The sequence below is a fragment of the Streptomyces sp. NPDC051051 genome (assembly GCF_040682975.1).
Lineage (GTDB): Bacteria > Actinomycetota > Actinomycetes > Streptomycetales > Streptomycetaceae > Streptomyces.
Map to the genome: position 1 here is coordinate 61,617 of NZ_JBFBCB010000002.1, position 16,824 is coordinate 78,440.

The window sequence follows — 16,824 nt, forward strand, 5'->3', positions numbered from 1 at the left end:
TCCTCCCCCGCCCGCCGGGGGACCCGGCCCCCATGGTGCGAATCGGATACACGATGATGACCGAGCAGGCCGGCCCCCGTGAACTGGTCGGCCATGTGGTGCGGGCCGAGGAGGCCGGCTTCGACTTCTCGGTGACCTCGGACCACTACTTCCCGTGGCTGCGGTCGCAGGGACACTCGCCGTACGCGTGGAGCGTGCTGGGCGCCGCCGCCCAGGCCACCTCCCGCATCCCGCTGATGACCTACGTGACCTGTCCCACGGTCCGCTACCACCCGGCGATCGTGGCGCAGAAGGCGGCCACGATGCAGCTGCTGTCCGAGGGCCGCTTCCGGCTGGGGCTGGGCTCCGGGGAGAACCTCAACGAGCACGTGGTGGGCGGCGGCTGGCCGCCCGTGAACGTGCGGCACGAGATGCTCGAGGAGGCCGTGGAGATCATCCGCGCGCTCTTCGAGGGCGGCCACGTGACGCGTCACGGCACGCACTTCGACGTCGACTCGGCCCGCCTGTGGGACCTGCCCGACCAGCCGCCGGAGATCGGCATCGCGGTCTCCGGGGAGCAGTCGTGCGCGCTCGCGGGCCGCCTCGCCGACCTGGTGATCGCCACCGAACCGAAGCCGGGGCTGCTGGAGGCCTTCGACCGGCACGGCGGTTCGGGCAAGCCGCGCGTGGGCCAGCTGCCGGTCTCCTACGACCCCGACCGGGACACGGCGGTGAAGCGGGCGCACGCCCAGTTCCGCTGGTTCGGCAGCGGCTGGAAGGTGAACTCCGAGCTGCCGCACCCGGACTCCTTCGAGGCGGCGACCCAGTTCGTCACCCCGGACGACGTGGCCGCGTCGATCCCCTGCGGCGACGACCCGGACGCCTTCGTCGAAGCGGTCCGCCCCTACGCGGAGGCCGGGTTCACCGAGGTCGCCCTGGTGCAGATCGGGGGTGACGCGCAGTCGACGTATCTGGACTGGTCGGAGAAGACACTGCTGCCGGCGCTGCGCGAGGCGTTCGCCTGATCCCGCGCCGCGACCTGCCCGCCCGGCCCGTCCGCCCGGTCCACCACCGGCGTGACGGGCGCGGGCGGCGCCGGTGACTGTCCTAGGCTGCCGGTCTGCGCGTCCTCGTCCCGGGGGCGTGCGTTGCCGCAGTCTGCACAGGAGAGTCATCCGTGACCGTAGCGATCGACCCGTCCGAGACGGCCGCCGAGGCGGCGTCCCCCGCGCCGCCGTCCGACCTCGTGGCGCGCGACGCCCGCGAGTTCGGCAGGTACGCGCGGACCGGTGGGTGGGCCTTCGGGTTGATGGTGGCGCGCAGCGTCCGGCCGGGCGGGCAGAGCGCGCAGGAGACGCCGAAGGTGTCGGCGAGGGAGTTCGCCGAACTGGCCGGCTGCTCCGCGGAGCGCGTCATGCGCCATTACAAGGCCTGGGACCGCGCCGCCGACGACGGTCTCGTCCCGCACTTCGAGGAGCTGGCGCCGGGGCAGGAGGTCGAACTGCCGGACGCCGACGTGTGGCCGGCCTACTACGTGTCCCGGTCCAGCGCCTCCTCCGAGCGCGGCACCGCGATCGCGGAGGCCGCGGAGGCCGCGGGCATCCGGCCGACGAAGGCGTTGGAGGTGGCCGAGAACCCGACGGCACTGCGCGCCGCGATCCTCGCCGACCCGTCGACCGCGCGGGCGGCCCGTGCCGCGCTCCTGGACCGCATCAGGGAGGACCCGGAGCTGCAGACCGAGCTGGCGCGGGACGTGGTGCGCACCGACGACCTGAAGAAGGCCGTCGCCAGCGAGAGCCGCTCCGCCGACCGGATCGGCTACGTCCGTCAGATCGCCGAGTCCGGGCAGATCAGGACGCCCGCCGGGCAGACCGTGGACGCGCCCGCCGACCTGCGCCAGGAGGCCGAGCGCCATCTGTCGCTGCTCGACGAGCTGGACGAGGGCGAGAACGCCGGCGAGTGGGCGACGGAGGCGTACGACACGCTGAAGACCCTCGTCGTGGAGGCCGTCGAGGCCGACCCCGAGCTGCGGGTGCGGGAGCGTCGGACGAAGTTCTACAGCGGCCTGCAGAGGGCGACGAAGGTGTTCGAGGAGCTGACCTTCGACGACGCGCAGGATTTCTACGAGGACGACATGGTGCGGCAGCTGGAGGAGCTCCAGCAGGCGATCGGCGGTTGCATCGCGGCCCTGCGCGGGGCCCGCGCCGCGGACTGAGCACGGATGCCGGACGGCGGACGGCGGTACGGGCGGTCGTGCTCCCGGCTCGCCCGTGCCGCCGTCCGGAAGGCCTCTCAGCGGGAGGTGTAGCGGTGCCGGGTCCACATCGGGACGCCGAACCAGAACAGCAGGTACCACGCGACCACCGCGGTGACCAGGTAGGGCACGTAGGCGTCGTGGGTCGCCACCCGCAGGATCAGCAGCAGGGCGGAGGTCATCGTGGCCAGCAGCAGCACCAGGCCGATGAAGGTCATCCGGGAGGCCCAGGTGACCGCCTCGGGCTTCACCCGCCGCCCGGAGACCAGGCGGTGCAGGGAGACCGGGCCTATCAGGGCGCCCGTCGCGCAGGCGCCCAGGACGACCGTCACGATGTAGATCGCGTGTTCGGTGTCCCCGAGGCTCGCGTAGCGCGGGGTGAAGACGACCGTGAGCAGGAAACCGAAGAGGATCTGCACGCCCGTCTGGGCGACGCGGACCTCCTGGATCAGCTCGCCCCACTTCCGGTCGGCTCTCTCCTCCTCGGTCTCGTCACGACCTCTGCGACGCTCGTCCCCCACTGCGGTGCTCACGTGTCCTCCCCGGTTCGAGTAGATGTTCTCCCGGCGAGTACCCGCTGATCGGCGTTTTCCTCCGCCCCGGTCGCGGTGCCGACTACCAGCGGCCCTCGACCTGCTGTTCGATCCGCCGCTCGTACAGGTCCCGGATCGCCGTCAGGGTCTCCTCGGACAGCTCGGGCAGGCGGGCGGCGGCCGCGTTGGCGCGGGCCTGTTCGGGGGAGCGGGCGCCCGGGATCACCGTGGTCACGCCGGGCTGCCGGACGATCCAGCGCAGCGCGAGCTGGGCCGGGGTGTACCCCTCGGGGGCGAGGGCGGCGAACTCGGCGGCGGCCTCGACGCCGGTGGCGTAGTCGACTCCGGAGAAGGTCTCGCCCTGGTCGAAGGACTCGCCGTGCCGGTTGTAGGTGCGGTGGTCGTTCGCCGGGAAGACGGTGTCCTTGGTGTACTTGCCGGACAGCAGGCCGGAGGCGAGCGGCACGCGGGCGATGACGCCGACGCCGGCTTCGCGGGCGGCGGGGAGCACCTCGCGCAGCGGCTTCATGCGGAACGGATTGAGGATGATCTGCACGCTGGCCACGCCGGGCCGGGCGATCGCCGTGAGGGCCTCGGCGCAGGTCTCCACGCTGACGCCGTAGTGGGCGATGCGCTCCTCCTCCACCAGGGTGTCGAGGGCGTCGAAGACCTCGTCCCTGGAGTACACGAGGGTGGGCGGGCAGTGCAGCTGCACCAGGTCGATGCGGTCGACGCCGAGGTTGCGGCGGGAGCGGTCGTTCCAGGCGCGGAAGTTGTCGAGGACGTAGTTCTCGGGGATCTGGTCGACGCGGCGGCCCATCTTGGTGGCGACCAGCACGTGCAGGTCGGGCCGTCCGCTCAGGAAGGCGGCGATGGTCTGCTCGCTGCGGCCGTCGCCGTACACGTCGGCGGTGTCGAAGAAGGTGACGCCCGACTCGGCGGCCGCTTCCAGTACCGCCAGGGCCTCCTTGTCGTCGACGTCACCCCAGTCGGCGCCCAGTTGCCAGGTGCCGAGACCGATGACGGATGCGTGCTGACCAGACCTGCCGAATTCGCGCTCGTCCATGGGGGCAGTCTGTCATCCGTGACGGCCGGGTGCGGAACCGGCCGGTCCGGTCTGTCACCTGCGGTTCGTCCGTCGGCGCGGGCCGGACGGTGGGGGTGCCCGGACCGCCGGGCCGTGGCGGTCGGCGGTCTTCTCGGTGGGGCCGTGCTCAGCGCGGGGTGCCGTGGGGCTGCTTCCGGGCGGCCGGGGTCCTGCTCTGCGCGGTCCTGGCGAGCCGGGGGCCGAGCCAGCGCTTGAGGCGGCGCAGGGCTTCCAGCTGCCCGGCGGCCTTGTCGAGCCGGTAGTACAACTGGGGCGGGACGTAGGGCAGCAGGGGCGAGTGGCGCTGCCCGAGCAGGGCGAACATCCGCTCCGGGGGCAGGTCGATGTAGCGGTCGAGGTTCTCGTACCACTGGGCGCTGTGCCGGGCGGCGCTCTGCGGGGTCAGCAGGGCCTCGGTGCGGTCGCGCTCGTAGCGGGTGAGGGCCTGCGGGAGGCCGGGGCTGTCGCGCAGGGCGTCGGCGAGCGCGAAGGCGTCCTCCAGGGCGAGGGTGGTGCCGGCGCCGATGGAGTAGTGGGTGGTGTGGGCGGCGTCGCCGAGCAGGACGACGTTGTCCCGGTGCCAGGTGCGGTTGGTCAGGGTGCGGAAGGTCAGCCAGGCGGCGCCGCCGTCGCCGCAGGCGCGGCCGATCAGGGGGTGGCCGTCGAGGATGTGCGCGAACAGCTTCTCCAGCCGTGCCGTGCCGCCGGCGTCCTCCGCCCGGTGCAGGCCGAGGCCGGTCCAGGTCGCGGGGGAGCACTCGATGACGCAGGTGCTCCGTTCGGAGCTGAACGGATAGCCGTAGCACCAGATCCAGCCGTGGTCGGTCTCCACGAAGGCGAAGGTGAAGGAGTCGAAGACCTTGGTGGTGCCGAGCCAGACGTACGGGTTGCGGCCGGTCGTCAGCCGGGCGCCGAAGTGCTGGGCGTGACGGGTGCGCAGGGCGCTGTGCACGCCGTCGGCCGCGACGACCAGATCCGCCTCGGGCAGGGTGTCGGGCGTGATCTCGCGCTCGAACTCCAGGTGTACGCCGAGTGCGCGGGCGCGGGCGGCGAGGATCTCCAGGAGCTTGTGGCGGCCGATGCCGTGACCCTCGTCGCCGGGCTGACGGGTCACCAGGTCCCGTACGTGGGCGACGCCCTGGTTCCAGCGGACGGAGTTCTCCTCGACGGCGCGTGCCGACTCGGGGTCGCGGGCGTGGAGTTGGTCGAGGAGTCCTCGCCAGTAGGTGACGCCCCAGCCGTAGGTCGAGCCTTCCGGGTCGCGTTCGTGGACGGTGACGTCGTGGGACGGGTCCTGCCGCTTGAGCAGGATGGCGAGGTACAGGCCGGCGGGCCCGCCGCCGACGCAGGCGACCTTCACGCACACCCCCAGGAATGACGAAAAGTGGTCGATCGACGACGCACAGTAGCAGTCACCGCGGTCGGTCACGGTGGGGTCTTCTTCGCGATTCCGTCACTTTCTCCGCGTGAGCCACACCACCGGCGGAGCGGTCGCGCGCGAAGGATCACCGGAAGGGCCCCTCCCGAGGAAAGGAATTGCCCGTTCCGGGGGGCGCGGCAGCCGGCCGACAGCAAGATCATCTTCATTGAAGATTGCACGGCTTGTTATCGATTGTCCGGATCGGAGCCAACCCGTCCTGAGGGATTTCTCCCGTTCTCCGGTCGGCCGATAGGCATGCGGGGTCGTCAACCGAACGCACCCCAGGAGGTCCCGCATGCCGGAACTCAGCCGTCGTCGCGCGCTCACCACCGCGGCCGCCCTCGCCGCGGCCGCCGGCGCCGTCGGCACAGCCGCCGCGAGCGCGGCGAACGCCGCCCCGGGCGATCACCACGCGAACTCGCCCGGCTCCCCCACCTCCGCGACCTCCCCCGCCTCCCCCGCCGCCTTCGACGAGGTCTACAAGGGGCGCCGGATACAGGGCCGGCCGACCACCGGCGGCGGTCACCACGGCGGCGGCTACGCGGTGTTCGTCGACGGCGTGGAACTGCACGTCATGCGCAACGCCGACGGCAGCTGGATCAGCGTGGTCAGCCACTACGACCCGGTGCCCACGCCACGGGCCGCCGCCCGCGCCGCGGTCGACGAGCTGCAGGGCGCCCGGCTGCTGCCGTTCCCGACCGACTGACCTTCCCGCAAGCACACTTGGAGCACCACGCAGATGACCGTCCGCAAGAACCAGGCCTCCCTGACCGCCGACGAGAAGCGCCGCTTCGTCGCCGCCGTCCTCGAACTCAAGCGCAGCGGCCGCTACGACGCCTTCGTCACCACGCACAACGCGTTCATCGTCGGCGACACCGACAACGGCGAGCGCACCGGCCACCGTTCACCGTCCTTCCTGCCCTGGCACCGCAGATTCCTGCTGGAGTTCGAGCGGGCGCTCCAGTCCGTGGACGCGTCGGTGGCACTGCCGTACTGGGACTGGTCCGCCGACCGCTCGACGCGTTCCTCGCTGTGGGCGCCGGACTTCCTCGGCGGCACCGGACGCAGCCTGGACGGGCGGGTGATGGACGGCCCGTTCGCCACGTCCGGCGGCAACTGGCCCATCGGGGTGCGGATCGACGGGCGGAGCTATCTGCGGCGCGCGCTGGGTGCGGGGGTGCGCGAGCTGCCGACGCGGGCCGAGGTCGACTCGGTGCTCGCGATGCCGACGTACGACATGGCGCCCTGGAACAGCGGCTCGGACGGCTTCCGCAACCATCTGGAGGGGTGGCGGGGCGTGAACCTGCACAACCGGGTGCACGTCTGGGTGGGCGGCCAGATGGCCACCGGGGTCTCCCCCAACGACCCGGTGTTCTGGCTGCACCACGCCTACATCGACAAACTGTGGGCCACGTGGCAGCGCAGGCACCCGGGGGCGGGGTACGTCCCGGCGGCGGGGACGCCGGACGTGGTGGACCTGCACGAGACCATGAAGCCGTGGAACGACACCACGCCGGCGGACCTGCTCGACCACACCCCTCACTACGCCTTCGACTCCGCCTGACCGCGGCCGGATTGGCCACCGGGGTCACGGGTACCCGAGCGCCACGTACCCGACGAGAGCGAGGAGGAGACGACCGTGACGCAGGTCGAGGAATCCATCGAGGTCAGTGTCCCGGTGCACACGGCCTACAACCAGTGGACGCAGTTCGAGACGTTCCCGGAATTCATGGGCGGGGTGGAGCGCGTCGAACAGCGCACCGACACGCTCACCCACTGGGTCACGGCCGTGAACGGCGTGCACCGTGAGTTCGACGCCGAGATCACCGAGCAGATCCCGGACGAGCGGGTCGCCTGGACGACGGTGGCCGGGCAGGCCCGGCAGGCCGGCGTGGTGACCTTCCACCGCCTCGACGACGACCACACGAAGGTCATGCTGCAGCTGGACTTCGAACCCGAGGGTCTCGCCGAGACCGTCGGCGACAAGCTCGGCTTCGTGAAGCGGCAGACCAAGGGTGACCTCAAGCGCTTCAAGGAGTTCATCGAGGAGCGCGGTCTCGAGACCGGCGGCTGGCGCGGCGCGGTCGTCTGACCGGTGCCGCCACGGTCACCCGGCGGCCGCCGTGCGGCAGTCCGGGTGGCCCCAGCCCTGATCGTTCTTGGCGATCGGTTCCCCCGCCGCGTAGGACCGCCCGCACGCGCAGCGGCCGGGGAACTTGGCTTTGATCGTGCGGGCGGACGAACCGCTGGGCCGCCGGGGCGATGTGCCCCCGGCGGCCTTGCGGCGTGCGCCGGACTTCGCCGGGACGTCGGGGGCGGGAGGCGGCTCGGGCGAACCGAGGGCGCTGCCCGCCGGCTCCTGGACGATCGCCGCCTGGCTGGCGGCCCGGTCCGCGAAGTCGTTCAGCTTGTCACCGTCCACCTGGTGGGCGGGCACGTAACGGAAGTCGACCGTGCGGCCGTCGAGCAGTTCGTCGATGCGCACGACCAGGTCCTGGTTGGCGACCGGCTTGCCCGCGGCGGTCTTCCAGCCGTTGCGCTTCCAGCCGGGCAGCCACGTGGTGACGGCCTTCATGGCGTACTGCGAGTCCATGCGGATCTCCAGCGGTACGTCGGGGTCGACCGCGGCCAGCAGGCGTTCCAGGGCGGTGAGTTCGGCGACGTTGTTGGTGGCCTTGCCGAGCGGGCCCGCCGCCCAGCGGGCCGGGGCCTCGGAGTCGTCGGAGATCACCCAGGCCCAGGCCGCCGGACCGGGGTTTCCCTTCGAGGCCCCGTCGCACGCGGCCACCACTCGTTCACGCATGCGCACGATCATGCCATGCCCCGGCCGGGGCCCGTCGCGGCCGGCCCGGGGCCCGGGAGACGCCCCTGGTCTGCGGCATCCCGCCCTCGGTGGTGGTGACGTCGATCACCGGGAAGTCCGCGCCCCGCGGGCCGGTGCGGGCGGCGAGCCGGCCGAACGGCGGGCCCGTCGGGCCGGACCGGAGCTCGCCGCCGAGCCCGGTCGCCCCGGCCCCGGCCCCGGCGCCGTCGCCGTCGCCGTCCAGCAGGGGGCTCCCTCGGTCGCGGGGCCGCCGGGGTCCCCTAGGGTTCGCGGGGCGGATCGTCCTCCGTCCCCTTCTGGAGCCGGCCGTACGGCGCGTCGCCCGCCGTGAGGTGTTCCAGCACCTCGACCAGTTCCTGGCAGGCCCGCTCCACCGAGCGGCGGGTGTTGCGCTGTTCGGTGATGACGGCCGAGAGCAGCAGGGCGGTCAGCGCCATGGTGCCGTTGAAGGCCTGGAGTTTGCCCATGACCTCCGTCCGCGTCAGGTGGGCGAAGGGGCCGACGCCGTCGGTGGCCGCGACGGTGGCGAGGACCGAGGTGACCAGGGCGCACAGCATGCTGCCGGCGAGCTGGAAGCGCAGGGCCGCCCAGATCAGCAGCGGGTAGACGAGGAAGAGCAGACTGACGGAGCTGTTGGTGGCCAGGGGGATCACCACGAGGGCGATGACGGCCAGGCCCGTGGCCTCCTTCCAGCGGGTCAGGGGCGGTGGCCGGCGGACGGTGTGCACGATGAGCAGGACGGGTGTGACGATGAGGACGCCCATCGCGTCCCCGACCCACCAGGCCAGCCAGACGGACCAGAAGGCGTGCGCGGGCAGCTGGTCGGTGAGCACGAGGACCCCGACGCCCGCGGTCGAGCTGATCAGCATCGCGGTCAGCGCCCCGAGGAACACCAGGGCGAGACCGTCGCGCAAGCGGGAGAGGTCGTTGCGGAAGCCCACCCTGCGCAGCATCAGGTAGGCGCAGACGGGGGCGGCGGTGTTGCCCGCCAGGTTGAAGACGATGGCGGGGTCGGGCGAGGTGAGCGACAGGATGACGAGCAGCGCACCGAGCGTGATGCCGGCCCAGCAGCGCAGTCCGAGGATCAGCAGGCAGGCGACGGCGACGCCCGAGGGCGGCCAGATGGGGGTGAAGATCGCGCCCTCGACGACGAGCTGCCGCAGCAGGCCCAGCTTTCCGGCCGCGTAGTAGCAGGCCGCGACCGCCGCCGTCTCGGCGGCGAGGACGGCCGGCCGGCGCAGATCGCTGGTTCCCACCACAGCAGCCATCAGACACCGGGCCCGCGCCCACGGCGAGGCGGGAGGCGCGGGGACCGGCCCTATGGCTGAACGCGCCGTCCCCGTTCGTCCTCCGCTCCGTGTTCGTCGCCGTCCGCTCCGTCGCGTCCGACGACCAGGACGGCGGCGTCGTCCTCGTGCCCGACGCGCTCGGCGCCCCTCATCACGGCGGTGGCGAGGGCAGGGGCGTCCAGGCCGGCGCCGGCGGCGACACCCGCGAGCCGCACGACCTGGTCCAGGCCCTCGTCGACGCTCATCGAGGGCCCCTCCACGACGCCGTCGGTGAGCAGGACGAACACCCCGCCCCGGGTGAGCCGGTAGCGGGTGACCGGGTACGTCATCCCCGCCAGGACGCCGAGGGGCGGGCCGCCCTCGTCCTCGACGATGCCGGACCTGCCGTCCGCCGTGGCCCACACGCACGGGATGTGACCGGCGCGGGCGCTCTCCAGCACGCCCGTCGCCGGGTCGAGACGCATGAAGGTGCAGGTGGCGAAGAGGTGGCCGCCGAGGGAGAGCAGCAGGTCGTTGGTGGCGGCGAGGAGTTCGCCGGGCTCGCCGGTGACGGAGGCGAGGGCGCGCAGGCCGACGCGGACCTGGCCCATGAAGGCGGTCGCCTCGATGTTGTGGCCCTGGACGTCGCCGATGGACAGGCCGATACGGCCGTCGGCCATCCGGAAGGCGTCGTACCAGTCACCGCCCACGTTGAGGCCGTGGTAGGCGGGCGCGTACCGGACGGCGAGCCGGTAGCCGCGTGCGGTGGGCAGGTCCCTGGGGAGCATGCCGCGCTGGAGGGCGATGGCGAGTTCGACACGGGAGCGTTGCAGCTCCGCGCGTTCGCGCGCCTGGGCGGTGAGCGAACCGAGCCTGGCCAGCAGCTCGTCGCCGTCGTCCGTCGGGCGCTTGCGGGCCATGGCTCCCTCCGGAGAGGACGGTAGCCCCTTCGGGGCGAAACTCGCCTTTTACGTTTATTGGATGATACCGACAGGTCGGCGGTCGGGAGCGTCGAGCCGGGGCGGGCTGTCCGGGAGCACACGGCCGCCGCCCCGGCTGCGCGTACGTGGCGCTGCCGCCGGTGCGGGAGGACCCGCACCTGTGGCTGACGCCGTGGGCCCGGGCGACGGAGCGTTCCGCTTCACCGTCGCCCGGGCCGCGGGCCGGCACGGCGTGTGCGTCAGCCGCCGAGGGCCGTCATCACCACGTCCTTGGCCTCCTCCTGCACCCGGCGGAGATGGTCGGGGCCCAGGAACGACTCGCCGTAGATCTTGTACACGTCCTCCGTGCCGGAGGGGCGGGCGGCGAACCAGGCGTTCTCGGTGGTCACCTTGATGCCCCCGACGGCCGCGCCGTTGCCGGGCGCCTCGGTGAGGATGCCGGTGACCGGCTCTCCGGCCAGCGTGTCCGCGGTGACCTGCGCGGGCGAGAGCTTGGCGAGCAGCGCCTTCTCCTCGCGGGTCGCGGGGGCGTCGATCCGGGCGTAGGCGGGCTCGCCGAAGCGGGCCGTCAGGGCCGCGTAGCGCTCCGAGGGGGTCTTCCCGGTGACGGCGGTGATCTCGGAGGCGAGCAGCGCCAGGATGATGCCGTCCTTGTCGGTGGTCCACACCGAGCCGTCGCGGCGCAGGAAGGACGCGCCGGCCGACTCCTCCCCGCCGAAGCCGAGCGAGCCGTCGGCCAGGCCGTCCACGAACCACTTGAAGCCGACGGGCACCTCGACGAGACGGCGGCCGAGATCGGCGGCCACCCGGTCGATCATGGAGGAGGACACCAGGGTCTTGCCGATCCCGGTGTGCTCGGGCCACTGCTCGCGGTGGGCGTAGAGGTAGGCGATGGCGGCGGCCAGGTAGTGGTTGGGGTTCATCAGGCCCGCGTCCGGCGTGACGATGCCGTGCCGGTCGGCGTCGGCGTCGTTGCCGGTGGCGATGTGGAACCGGTCGCGCTGGTCGATGAGCGAGGCCATCGCGTACGGCGACGAGCAGTCCATGCGGATCTTGCCGTCCCAGTCCAGCGTCATGAACCGCCAGGTGGGATCGGTGAGCGGGTTGACCACGGTCAGGTCGAGCCGGTGCTCCTCGGCGATCCGGCCCCAGTAGGCGACGGAGGCCCCGCCGAGCGGGTCGGCGCCGATGCGGACGCCCGCGGCACGGATCGCGTCCAGGTCCAGGACGGCCGGCAGGTCGGCGACGTACGCGCCGAGGAAGTCGTGGCGGCCGGTGCCGGGGGCGGCGAGCGCCCGGCGGTAGGGGACGCGGCGTACGTCCTTCAGGCCGGCCGTGATGATCTCGTTGGCGCGGTCCTGGATCCAGGAGGTCGCGTCCGAGCCGGCCGGGCCGCCGCTGGGCGGGTTGTACTTGAAGCCGCCGTCACCCGGCGGGTTGTGCGAAGGGGTGACGACCACGCCGTCCGCGAGGCCCTCCGTACGGCCCCGGTTGTGGGTGAGGATGGCGTGCGAGACGGCCGGGGTGGGCGTGTAGCCGTCGGCGGCGTCGATGAGCACCGTCACGTCGTTGGCGGCGAACACCTCGAGGGCGGTGACCCGGGCGGGCTCGGACAGGGCGTGGCTGTCGGCGCCCAGGAAGAGGGGGCCGTCGGTGCCCTGCGCGGTGCGGTACTCGCAGATGGCCTGGCTCGTCGCGGCGATGTGGTCCTCGTTGAACGCCGTGTTCAGGGAGGAGCCGCGGTGCCCGGACGTGCCGAAGGCCACCCGCTGCGCCGGGTCGGCGGGGTCGGGGTGCAGCGCGTAGTACGCGGTGACCAGCCGAGCCACGTCGACGAGGTCCTCGGGGCCGGCCGGCCGACCCGCTCGTTCGTGCTGCATGGTCCGTTCCTCCGCTTGGGTTGATCCGTCGCTCGCCGTCCCATCTTTCCTCGTCAGGGGGCCGGTCCGCGAGAGGGCCCGGCCCGCGGCCGCGTGCCGCGGGTCAGTGTCCCGAACCGTGCCGTCCTCCGAGCTGGTCGCGGTGGCGGGGGTCGCCCAGGTACGTGTCCGCGTCGAAGACGGGCGCCGACCGCACCTCGTCCTTGGTCCGGGAGACCTGCACGATGCGCGCCTTGTGGTCGATGCCCATGACGGCGTCCGCCGGGAGCACCACGTCCTTGCCGAGGAACCAGACGCCGGTGCGCACGACCAGGAACTGCGGGCCGAGGTCGGCGGAGTACTTGCTGACCTTGCCCGCGTGGCCGTCCGTGGCGTCCAGCTGGTAGCCGGTCAGGTCGTCGTCGGGCGTGTGCCCGGCGGTCGGGACGCTGTGCCCTCGGTATTCGCTCACGCTGTCCTCCCTGTGGTTGTGTCCTGGTTCCTGCGTGTGCCCGGTACGGCTCGCGGCAGACGTTCGGGAAACCGGTTCCCGGCGTCCCCGCGCGGCAGGCCTTCCGGAAGTCCCCTCCGGCCCGCACCCGCGCGGGGTGGGGCGGGGCTCAGATGTCGGAGTCGATGCCCGTGACCGCCGCCGGGCCCAGCGGGGCGTCGCCCTCGTCCAGGCCGGACTCGCGCAACGCCGACTGCGCGAGCAGCCGCGCGCTCTCCTCGGCGTGGGGCGCGCTGTCCGCCTCCACGGTCAGCCGGATGGTGAACGTGTCGTCGTCGTTCAGGGAGAGGGCGTCGAGGTCCTCGGTGTTCCCCATCTGCGTGCGGTGCGGGTCGGTCGGCCTGAGGGAACGGCCGATCCGGGCCCGGGTGTCCGCGTCGACGCCGGTGGTGAAGGTGCCGGGGACGCTGATCACGTAGGTCGTCATGGCGATCCTTTCCTGGGTTGTCTCCTCGCCTACCCCGAGTTCCGCCCGGCCATCGGAACGCCGCCGAACCTGCCCCGATCGGCGGGGTGTCCCGGAAACGGAGACGTGGGGCCGCACGGGGCCGCCCTGCCCGCACCGCGGCCGGTCCGCCCGCCGGGCCTCCCCCGGCGCACACGCCGACGGGCCCGCCCCCGAGTCCGGGGGCGGGCCCGACCGAAGGTGCCTTCAGCGTCTGCGGCCGCGCGCCGACCAGCCCGCGCCGATGCCGCCGACGTGGAGGGCGAGCAGGGTCAGGCCGAGCAGCATGATGTTGGTGGAGGTGAAGGTGTCGTTGGTGGAGATCTCCGCCGCGTTGATCAGAAAGGCGATGAAGAACGCCACCGCCGCGATGATGGCCAGCAAGAGGTCCGTCCCTTCGGGGGGTGGGTGCCGGTGTCGGCCCGGTCGGGTCCGTCGTTCTGCGGATGCCCCGGACCGGGCCGTGGACACGGCTCAACTCGCAGAAGTCGTACGGGTGTCTGAGTAGCCGTACTCAGGCGCGGTCGCCGCGCCGCCACCAGACTGGGCTCACCCACCCGACCCCGACCGGAAAGGGCCCGCCGTGCTCACCCGTGCCGCCTCCGTCCTGGTGCCCTTGTTCGGACGCCTCACCGTGACCAGTGAACTGCGGATGCGCCTGTCCGCGGGGACCATCTTCGCCGCCAACCACGACTCCCTGGCCGACCCCGCGGTCGTGCTGGCCGCGCTGCGCGGGCTCGGCGTGGAGCCCGTGGTGATGGCGACCGCGGGGCTCTGGCGGGTGCCGGTGCTCGGCCGGGTGCTGGCCCGCGAGGGGCACATCCCCGTCCACCGCCGCTCCGCACGCGCCGCGCACGCCCTCGACGCCGCCGCCGAGGCCCTCGCCGGCGGCCGGCACGTCCTGCTCTACGGCGAGGGCGGGCTGCCGGACCGCAGGGACGCGGCGCCCGGCCCGCCGGAGGCCTTCCGCACCGGACTCGCCCGCCTCGCGCAGGTCTCCGGCGCCCTGGTGGTGCCGGTGGGCCACGTCGGCGCCCGGCGGATCTCCTCGGGTTCGACCGCCAAGCAGATGGCGGGCGCCCTCACGGCACCGCTGCGCCGCCCCCACTGCCACGTCCACGTCGGCGCCCCGATGCGACTTCCCGCGGAGGCCCGCACCGGCACGGCGGCCGCCCGCACCGCCGTCACGGTCGCCTGGCGCACAGCGGCCCGGGCGGCGGGCGAACGGGACCTGGAGCTGGGCCTGGTGTAGGAAGCCGGCCCGGCGTGAGCGGCCGGGTCCGGCGGTGATGGGCGGGACCTGCCGGACGGCGGGCAGTGGGGTCGCCCGGCAGGCGGGCGGCAGGGCCGCGGGTCCGCCGGGCAGCGGACGGCACGCTCCGGCCGGTCGGCCTCAGCCCTCCCCCGGGCCGCCGGCCGGCGGCGGCCCCCCGGGTCCGGCGCCCGGCGGTGGTGCCGTGCTCTCGCGCAGGACCAGGCGGGTCGGTACGAGGGTCGTGCCGCCCGGGAAGCTGTCACGGCGCATCTTGCGCAGGACGGCCTGCACGCAGAGCCGGCCGACCTCGGCGAAGTCCTGGTGGAGGGTGGTCAGCGGGGGCAGGAAGGAGCCGGCCTCCGGGATGTCGTCGAAGCCGACCACGCTGACGTCCTCGGGAACGCGTCGGCCCCGTTCGTGCAGGGCGCGCAGCAGGCCGAGGGCCATCTGGTCGTTGGCGGCGAAGACGGCGGTGCAGTCCTCGCGGGCGGCGATTTCGAGGCCGGCGTGGTAGCCGGACTCCGCCGACCAGTCGCCGCGGACGAGGGGCGGGACGGGGCGGCCCGCGTCGGTGAGTGCGCCGCGCCAGGCGTCGGCACGGCGCTGGGCGGCGAAGGACTCCGCGGGTCCCGCCAGGTGCCACACCGTCAGATGACCGAGATCCAGCAGGTGTTGGACGGCCGTACGGGTGCCGCCCCACTGGTCGGTGTCGACGACGGTGTAGTGGCTGCCGGCGTCGGAGTCGACGACCACGACCTGGACGTGCGGCGGCAGGACGACGGTGGCCGCGTCCAGCAGGTGGACCTCCATGATGACGATGACCGCGTCGACGGCGAGTTCCTCCAGGCGGGAGAACGCGCCGCGCACCTCGTCCTGGGTGGGCACCGCGACCGGCAGCAGCGTCACCGCGTAGCCCTCGGCGGCGGCGGAGGTGGCGATGGCGTCCAGGGTGCGCATGTTGCCGGTCGTGGACAGCGTGAAGGTGATCACGCCTATCGTGCGGAACTCGCCGCGTTTGAGGGCGCGGGCCGCACTGTTGGGCCGGTAGCCGAGTTCCTTCATGGCGGCGAGCACCTGCTGCCGGGTCTCCTCGTTCACACCGGCGTAACCGTTGGAGACCCGGGAGACCGTCTGCGAGGACACGCCGGCGAGGCGTGCCACGTCCGCCATCGAGGCGGTGGCCCGGCCGCGGCCGCGAGCGCGTCGCACCACGGCGTCCCGCTCCTGGGCGCCCCCCGCCGGGGCCGTGGCCGTCCCGGCGTCGGCCGCCGGGGCCCTTTCAGCCATCTCCACGCGTTGCCCCCTACTTTCTCTCGCCGCAGCTTCCAGGGTCTCCGCAGATGACCCTTGACCATGGTTATCGGGGCAGTGTAGACATGCCGCCATCAGATGTTTACGTAAACATAACAGCCCACCGGCCCTTCCGGATGGCTGATGTTTGCGTAAACATCGTGGCGGTGCGCACGGCACACCCGTGCGACACCGCCTGTTCCAGGACTGGATGAGCGAGGAACGACATGACGACGCTGCAACCGCCGGTGGCCGCCGAGCCGCGGCCGGCGCCCCCTCCGGCGAAACGGGACCGCCGCTCGTGGACGGGCTGGGGTTTCATCGGTCCCTTCGTGGCCGTGTTCGCCCTGGTCTTCCTGGCGCCGATCGTGTATTCGATCTACCTCAGCCTGTTCCGGGACCAGCTCATCGGCGGCACCCAGTTCGTCGGCTTCGACAACTACACGCAGGCGCTGCAGGACGACCAGTTCTGGAGCGCGCTCGTGCGGGTGTCGCTGTTCCTGGTCGTCCAGGTGCCGATCATGCTGGGCATCGCCCTGCTGGTGGCCCTGGCGCTGGACAGCGGCCGGCTCTACGGCAAGAGCTTCTTCCGCATCACGATCTTCCTGCCGTACGCGGTGCCCGCCGTGGTCGCCACCCTCATGTGGGGCTTCATGTACGGCACGAAGTACGGCCTGGTCGGCGACATCAACGGGGCGTTCGACGTCTCGCTGCCCGACCCGCTCTCCCCCGACCTGGTGCTGGCGTCCATCGGCAACATCGTCACCTGGGAGTTCGTCGGCTACAACATGCTGATCTTCTACTCGGCGCTGCGCGTCATCCCGAACTCGCTGTACGAGGCGGCGGAGATCGACGGCGCCGGACAGATCCGCGTGATCACCGCGATCAAGCTGCCCGCGATCCGGGGCGCCCTGGTCATCGCGACGATCTTCTCCATCATCGGCAGCTTCCAGCTGTTCAACGAGCCGAACATCCTGCGGCCGCTGGCCCGCAACGCCATCACCACCGACTACACGCCGAACTTCTACACGTACTCGCTGTCCTTCAACGGCCAGCAGCACAACTACTCCGCGACGGTGGCCATCATCATGGGCCTGATCACGATGGTGATCGCCTACGTCGTGCAGCTGCGCGGCATGCGCAAGGGAGCGTGACCCG

At 72.6% G+C, this 16,824-nt stretch carries 18 protein-coding genes; 7 read left to right on the forward strand and 11 right to left on the reverse strand.

The window, feature by feature from the left end; genetic code table 11:
* The first annotated feature begins 32 nt into the window (after positions 1–32).
* Together AB0N31_RS01940 and AB0N31_RS01945 are read left to right on the forward strand one after the other, a co-directional pair.
* Positions 33–1,004, forward strand: coding sequence for an LLM class F420-dependent oxidoreductase (locus AB0N31_RS01940; RefSeq protein WP_366056366.1), 972 nt, complete (start codon positions 33–35; stop codon positions 1,002–1,004).
* Positions 1,005–1,156: 152 nt separating this feature from the next.
* On the forward strand, positions 1,157–2,194 hold the full coding sequence (locus tag AB0N31_RS01945; protein WP_366056367.1) for a hypothetical protein: 1,038 nt from the start codon (positions 1,157–1,159) through the stop codon (positions 2,192–2,194).
* Between the two features lie 77 nt (positions 2,195–2,271).
* On the opposite strand, the gene AB0N31_RS01950 is transcribed toward AB0N31_RS01945, so the two are convergent.
* From AB0N31_RS01950 to AB0N31_RS01960, 3 genes are all read right to left on the reverse strand, one after another.
* Positions 2,272–2,766, reverse strand: a complete 495-nt coding sequence (locus AB0N31_RS01950) for a DUF6328 family protein (protein ID WP_366056369.1) — start codon at positions 2,764–2,766, stop codon at positions 2,272–2,274.
* Between the two features lie 82 nt (positions 2,767–2,848).
* Positions 2,849–3,832: an aldo/keto reductase gene (locus AB0N31_RS01955; protein WP_366056370.1), complete on the reverse strand. Its 984-nt coding sequence runs from the start codon at positions 3,830–3,832 to the stop codon at positions 2,849–2,851.
* Between the two features lie 148 nt (positions 3,833–3,980).
* Positions 3,981–5,219, reverse strand: a complete 1,239-nt coding sequence (locus tag AB0N31_RS01960) for an FAD-dependent monooxygenase (protein ID WP_366056593.1) — start codon at positions 5,217–5,219, stop codon at positions 3,981–3,983.
* Between the two features lie 349 nt (positions 5,220–5,568).
* Here AB0N31_RS01960 and AB0N31_RS01965 point away from each other — a divergent pair, with 349 nt between their 5' ends.
* The 3 genes from AB0N31_RS01965 (at position 5,569) to AB0N31_RS01975 (ending at position 7,365) form a co-directional block, all read left to right on the forward strand.
* On the forward strand, positions 5,569–5,979 hold the full coding sequence (locus tag AB0N31_RS01965) for a tyrosinase cofactor (protein WP_366056371.1): 411 nt from the start codon (positions 5,569–5,571) through the stop codon (positions 5,977–5,979).
* A 33-nt stretch (positions 5,980–6,012) separates the two neighbouring features.
* Positions 6,013–6,837 carry a tyrosinase family protein gene (locus AB0N31_RS01970; protein WP_366056372.1) on the forward strand — a complete coding sequence of 275 codons (825 nt, stop codon included), beginning with the start codon at positions 6,013–6,015 and terminating at the stop codon, positions 6,835–6,837.
* Positions 6,838–6,912: 75 nt separating this feature from the next.
* A complete protein-coding gene (locus tag AB0N31_RS01975) occupies positions 6,913–7,365 on the forward strand; it encodes an SRPBCC family protein (RefSeq protein ID WP_366056373.1) in 453 nt (150 codons plus the stop codon).
* Positions 7,366–7,380: 15 nt separating this feature from the next.
* On the opposite strand, the gene AB0N31_RS01980 is transcribed toward AB0N31_RS01975, so the two are convergent.
* The 7 genes from AB0N31_RS01980 to AB0N31_RS02010 all read right to left on the reverse strand — a co-directional run bounded on the left by AB0N31_RS01980 (position 7,381) and on the right by AB0N31_RS02010 (position 13,505).
* Complete coding sequence (locus AB0N31_RS01980) at positions 7,381–8,088, reverse strand: ribonuclease H (RefSeq protein ID WP_366056374.1); 708 nt, start codon at positions 8,086–8,088, stop codon at positions 7,381–7,383.
* Between the two features lie 269 nt (positions 8,089–8,357).
* Complete coding sequence (locus AB0N31_RS01985; RefSeq protein WP_366056375.1) at positions 8,358–9,365, reverse strand: MASE1 domain-containing protein; 1,008 nt, start codon at positions 9,363–9,365, stop codon at positions 8,358–8,360.
* 50 nt (positions 9,366–9,415) lie between these two features.
* Positions 9,416–10,285, reverse strand: coding sequence for a PP2C family protein-serine/threonine phosphatase (locus AB0N31_RS01990; protein ID WP_366056376.1), 870 nt, complete (start codon positions 10,283–10,285; stop codon positions 9,416–9,418).
* Between the two features lie 260 nt (positions 10,286–10,545).
* Positions 10,546–12,186, reverse strand: a complete 1,641-nt coding sequence (pgm, locus tag AB0N31_RS01995) for a phosphoglucomutase (alpha-D-glucose-1,6-bisphosphate-dependent) (RefSeq protein ID WP_366056377.1) — start codon at positions 12,184–12,186, stop codon at positions 10,546–10,548.
* A gap of 103 nt (positions 12,187–12,289) precedes the next feature.
* The gene (locus AB0N31_RS02000; protein ID WP_366056378.1) at positions 12,290–12,637 is read right to left on the reverse strand and encodes a PRC-barrel domain containing protein; all 348 of its coding nucleotides are present in this window, start codon (positions 12,635–12,637) and stop codon (positions 12,290–12,292) included.
* A 148-nt stretch (positions 12,638–12,785) separates the two neighbouring features.
* Complete coding sequence (locus AB0N31_RS02005; RefSeq protein ID WP_366056379.1) at positions 12,786–13,103, reverse strand: hypothetical protein; 318 nt, start codon at positions 13,101–13,103, stop codon at positions 12,786–12,788.
* Positions 13,104–13,328: 225 nt separating this feature from the next.
* A complete protein-coding gene (locus AB0N31_RS02010) occupies positions 13,329–13,505 on the reverse strand; it encodes a hypothetical protein (RefSeq protein ID WP_366056380.1) in 177 nt (58 codons plus the stop codon).
* A gap of 199 nt (positions 13,506–13,704) precedes the next feature.
* Between AB0N31_RS02010 and AB0N31_RS02015 the strand changes: the two genes are divergently transcribed.
* Complete coding sequence (locus AB0N31_RS02015; protein ID WP_366056381.1) at positions 13,705–14,373, forward strand: lysophospholipid acyltransferase family protein; 669 nt, start codon at positions 13,705–13,707, stop codon at positions 14,371–14,373.
* Between the two features lie 141 nt (positions 14,374–14,514).
* On the opposite strand, the gene AB0N31_RS02020 is transcribed toward AB0N31_RS02015, so the two are convergent.
* Entirely contained in the window at positions 14,515–15,546 is a 1,032-nt protein-coding gene (locus tag AB0N31_RS02020; RefSeq protein ID WP_366056594.1) for a LacI family DNA-binding transcriptional regulator, read from the reverse strand.
* A gap of 347 nt (positions 15,547–15,893) precedes the next feature.
* Between AB0N31_RS02020 and AB0N31_RS02025 the strand changes: the two genes are divergently transcribed.
* Positions 15,894–16,820 carry a sugar ABC transporter permease gene (locus AB0N31_RS02025; RefSeq protein WP_366056382.1) on the forward strand — a complete coding sequence of 309 codons (927 nt, stop codon included), beginning with the start codon at positions 15,894–15,896 and terminating at the stop codon, positions 16,818–16,820.
* Positions 16,821–16,824: the final 4 nt, after the last annotated feature.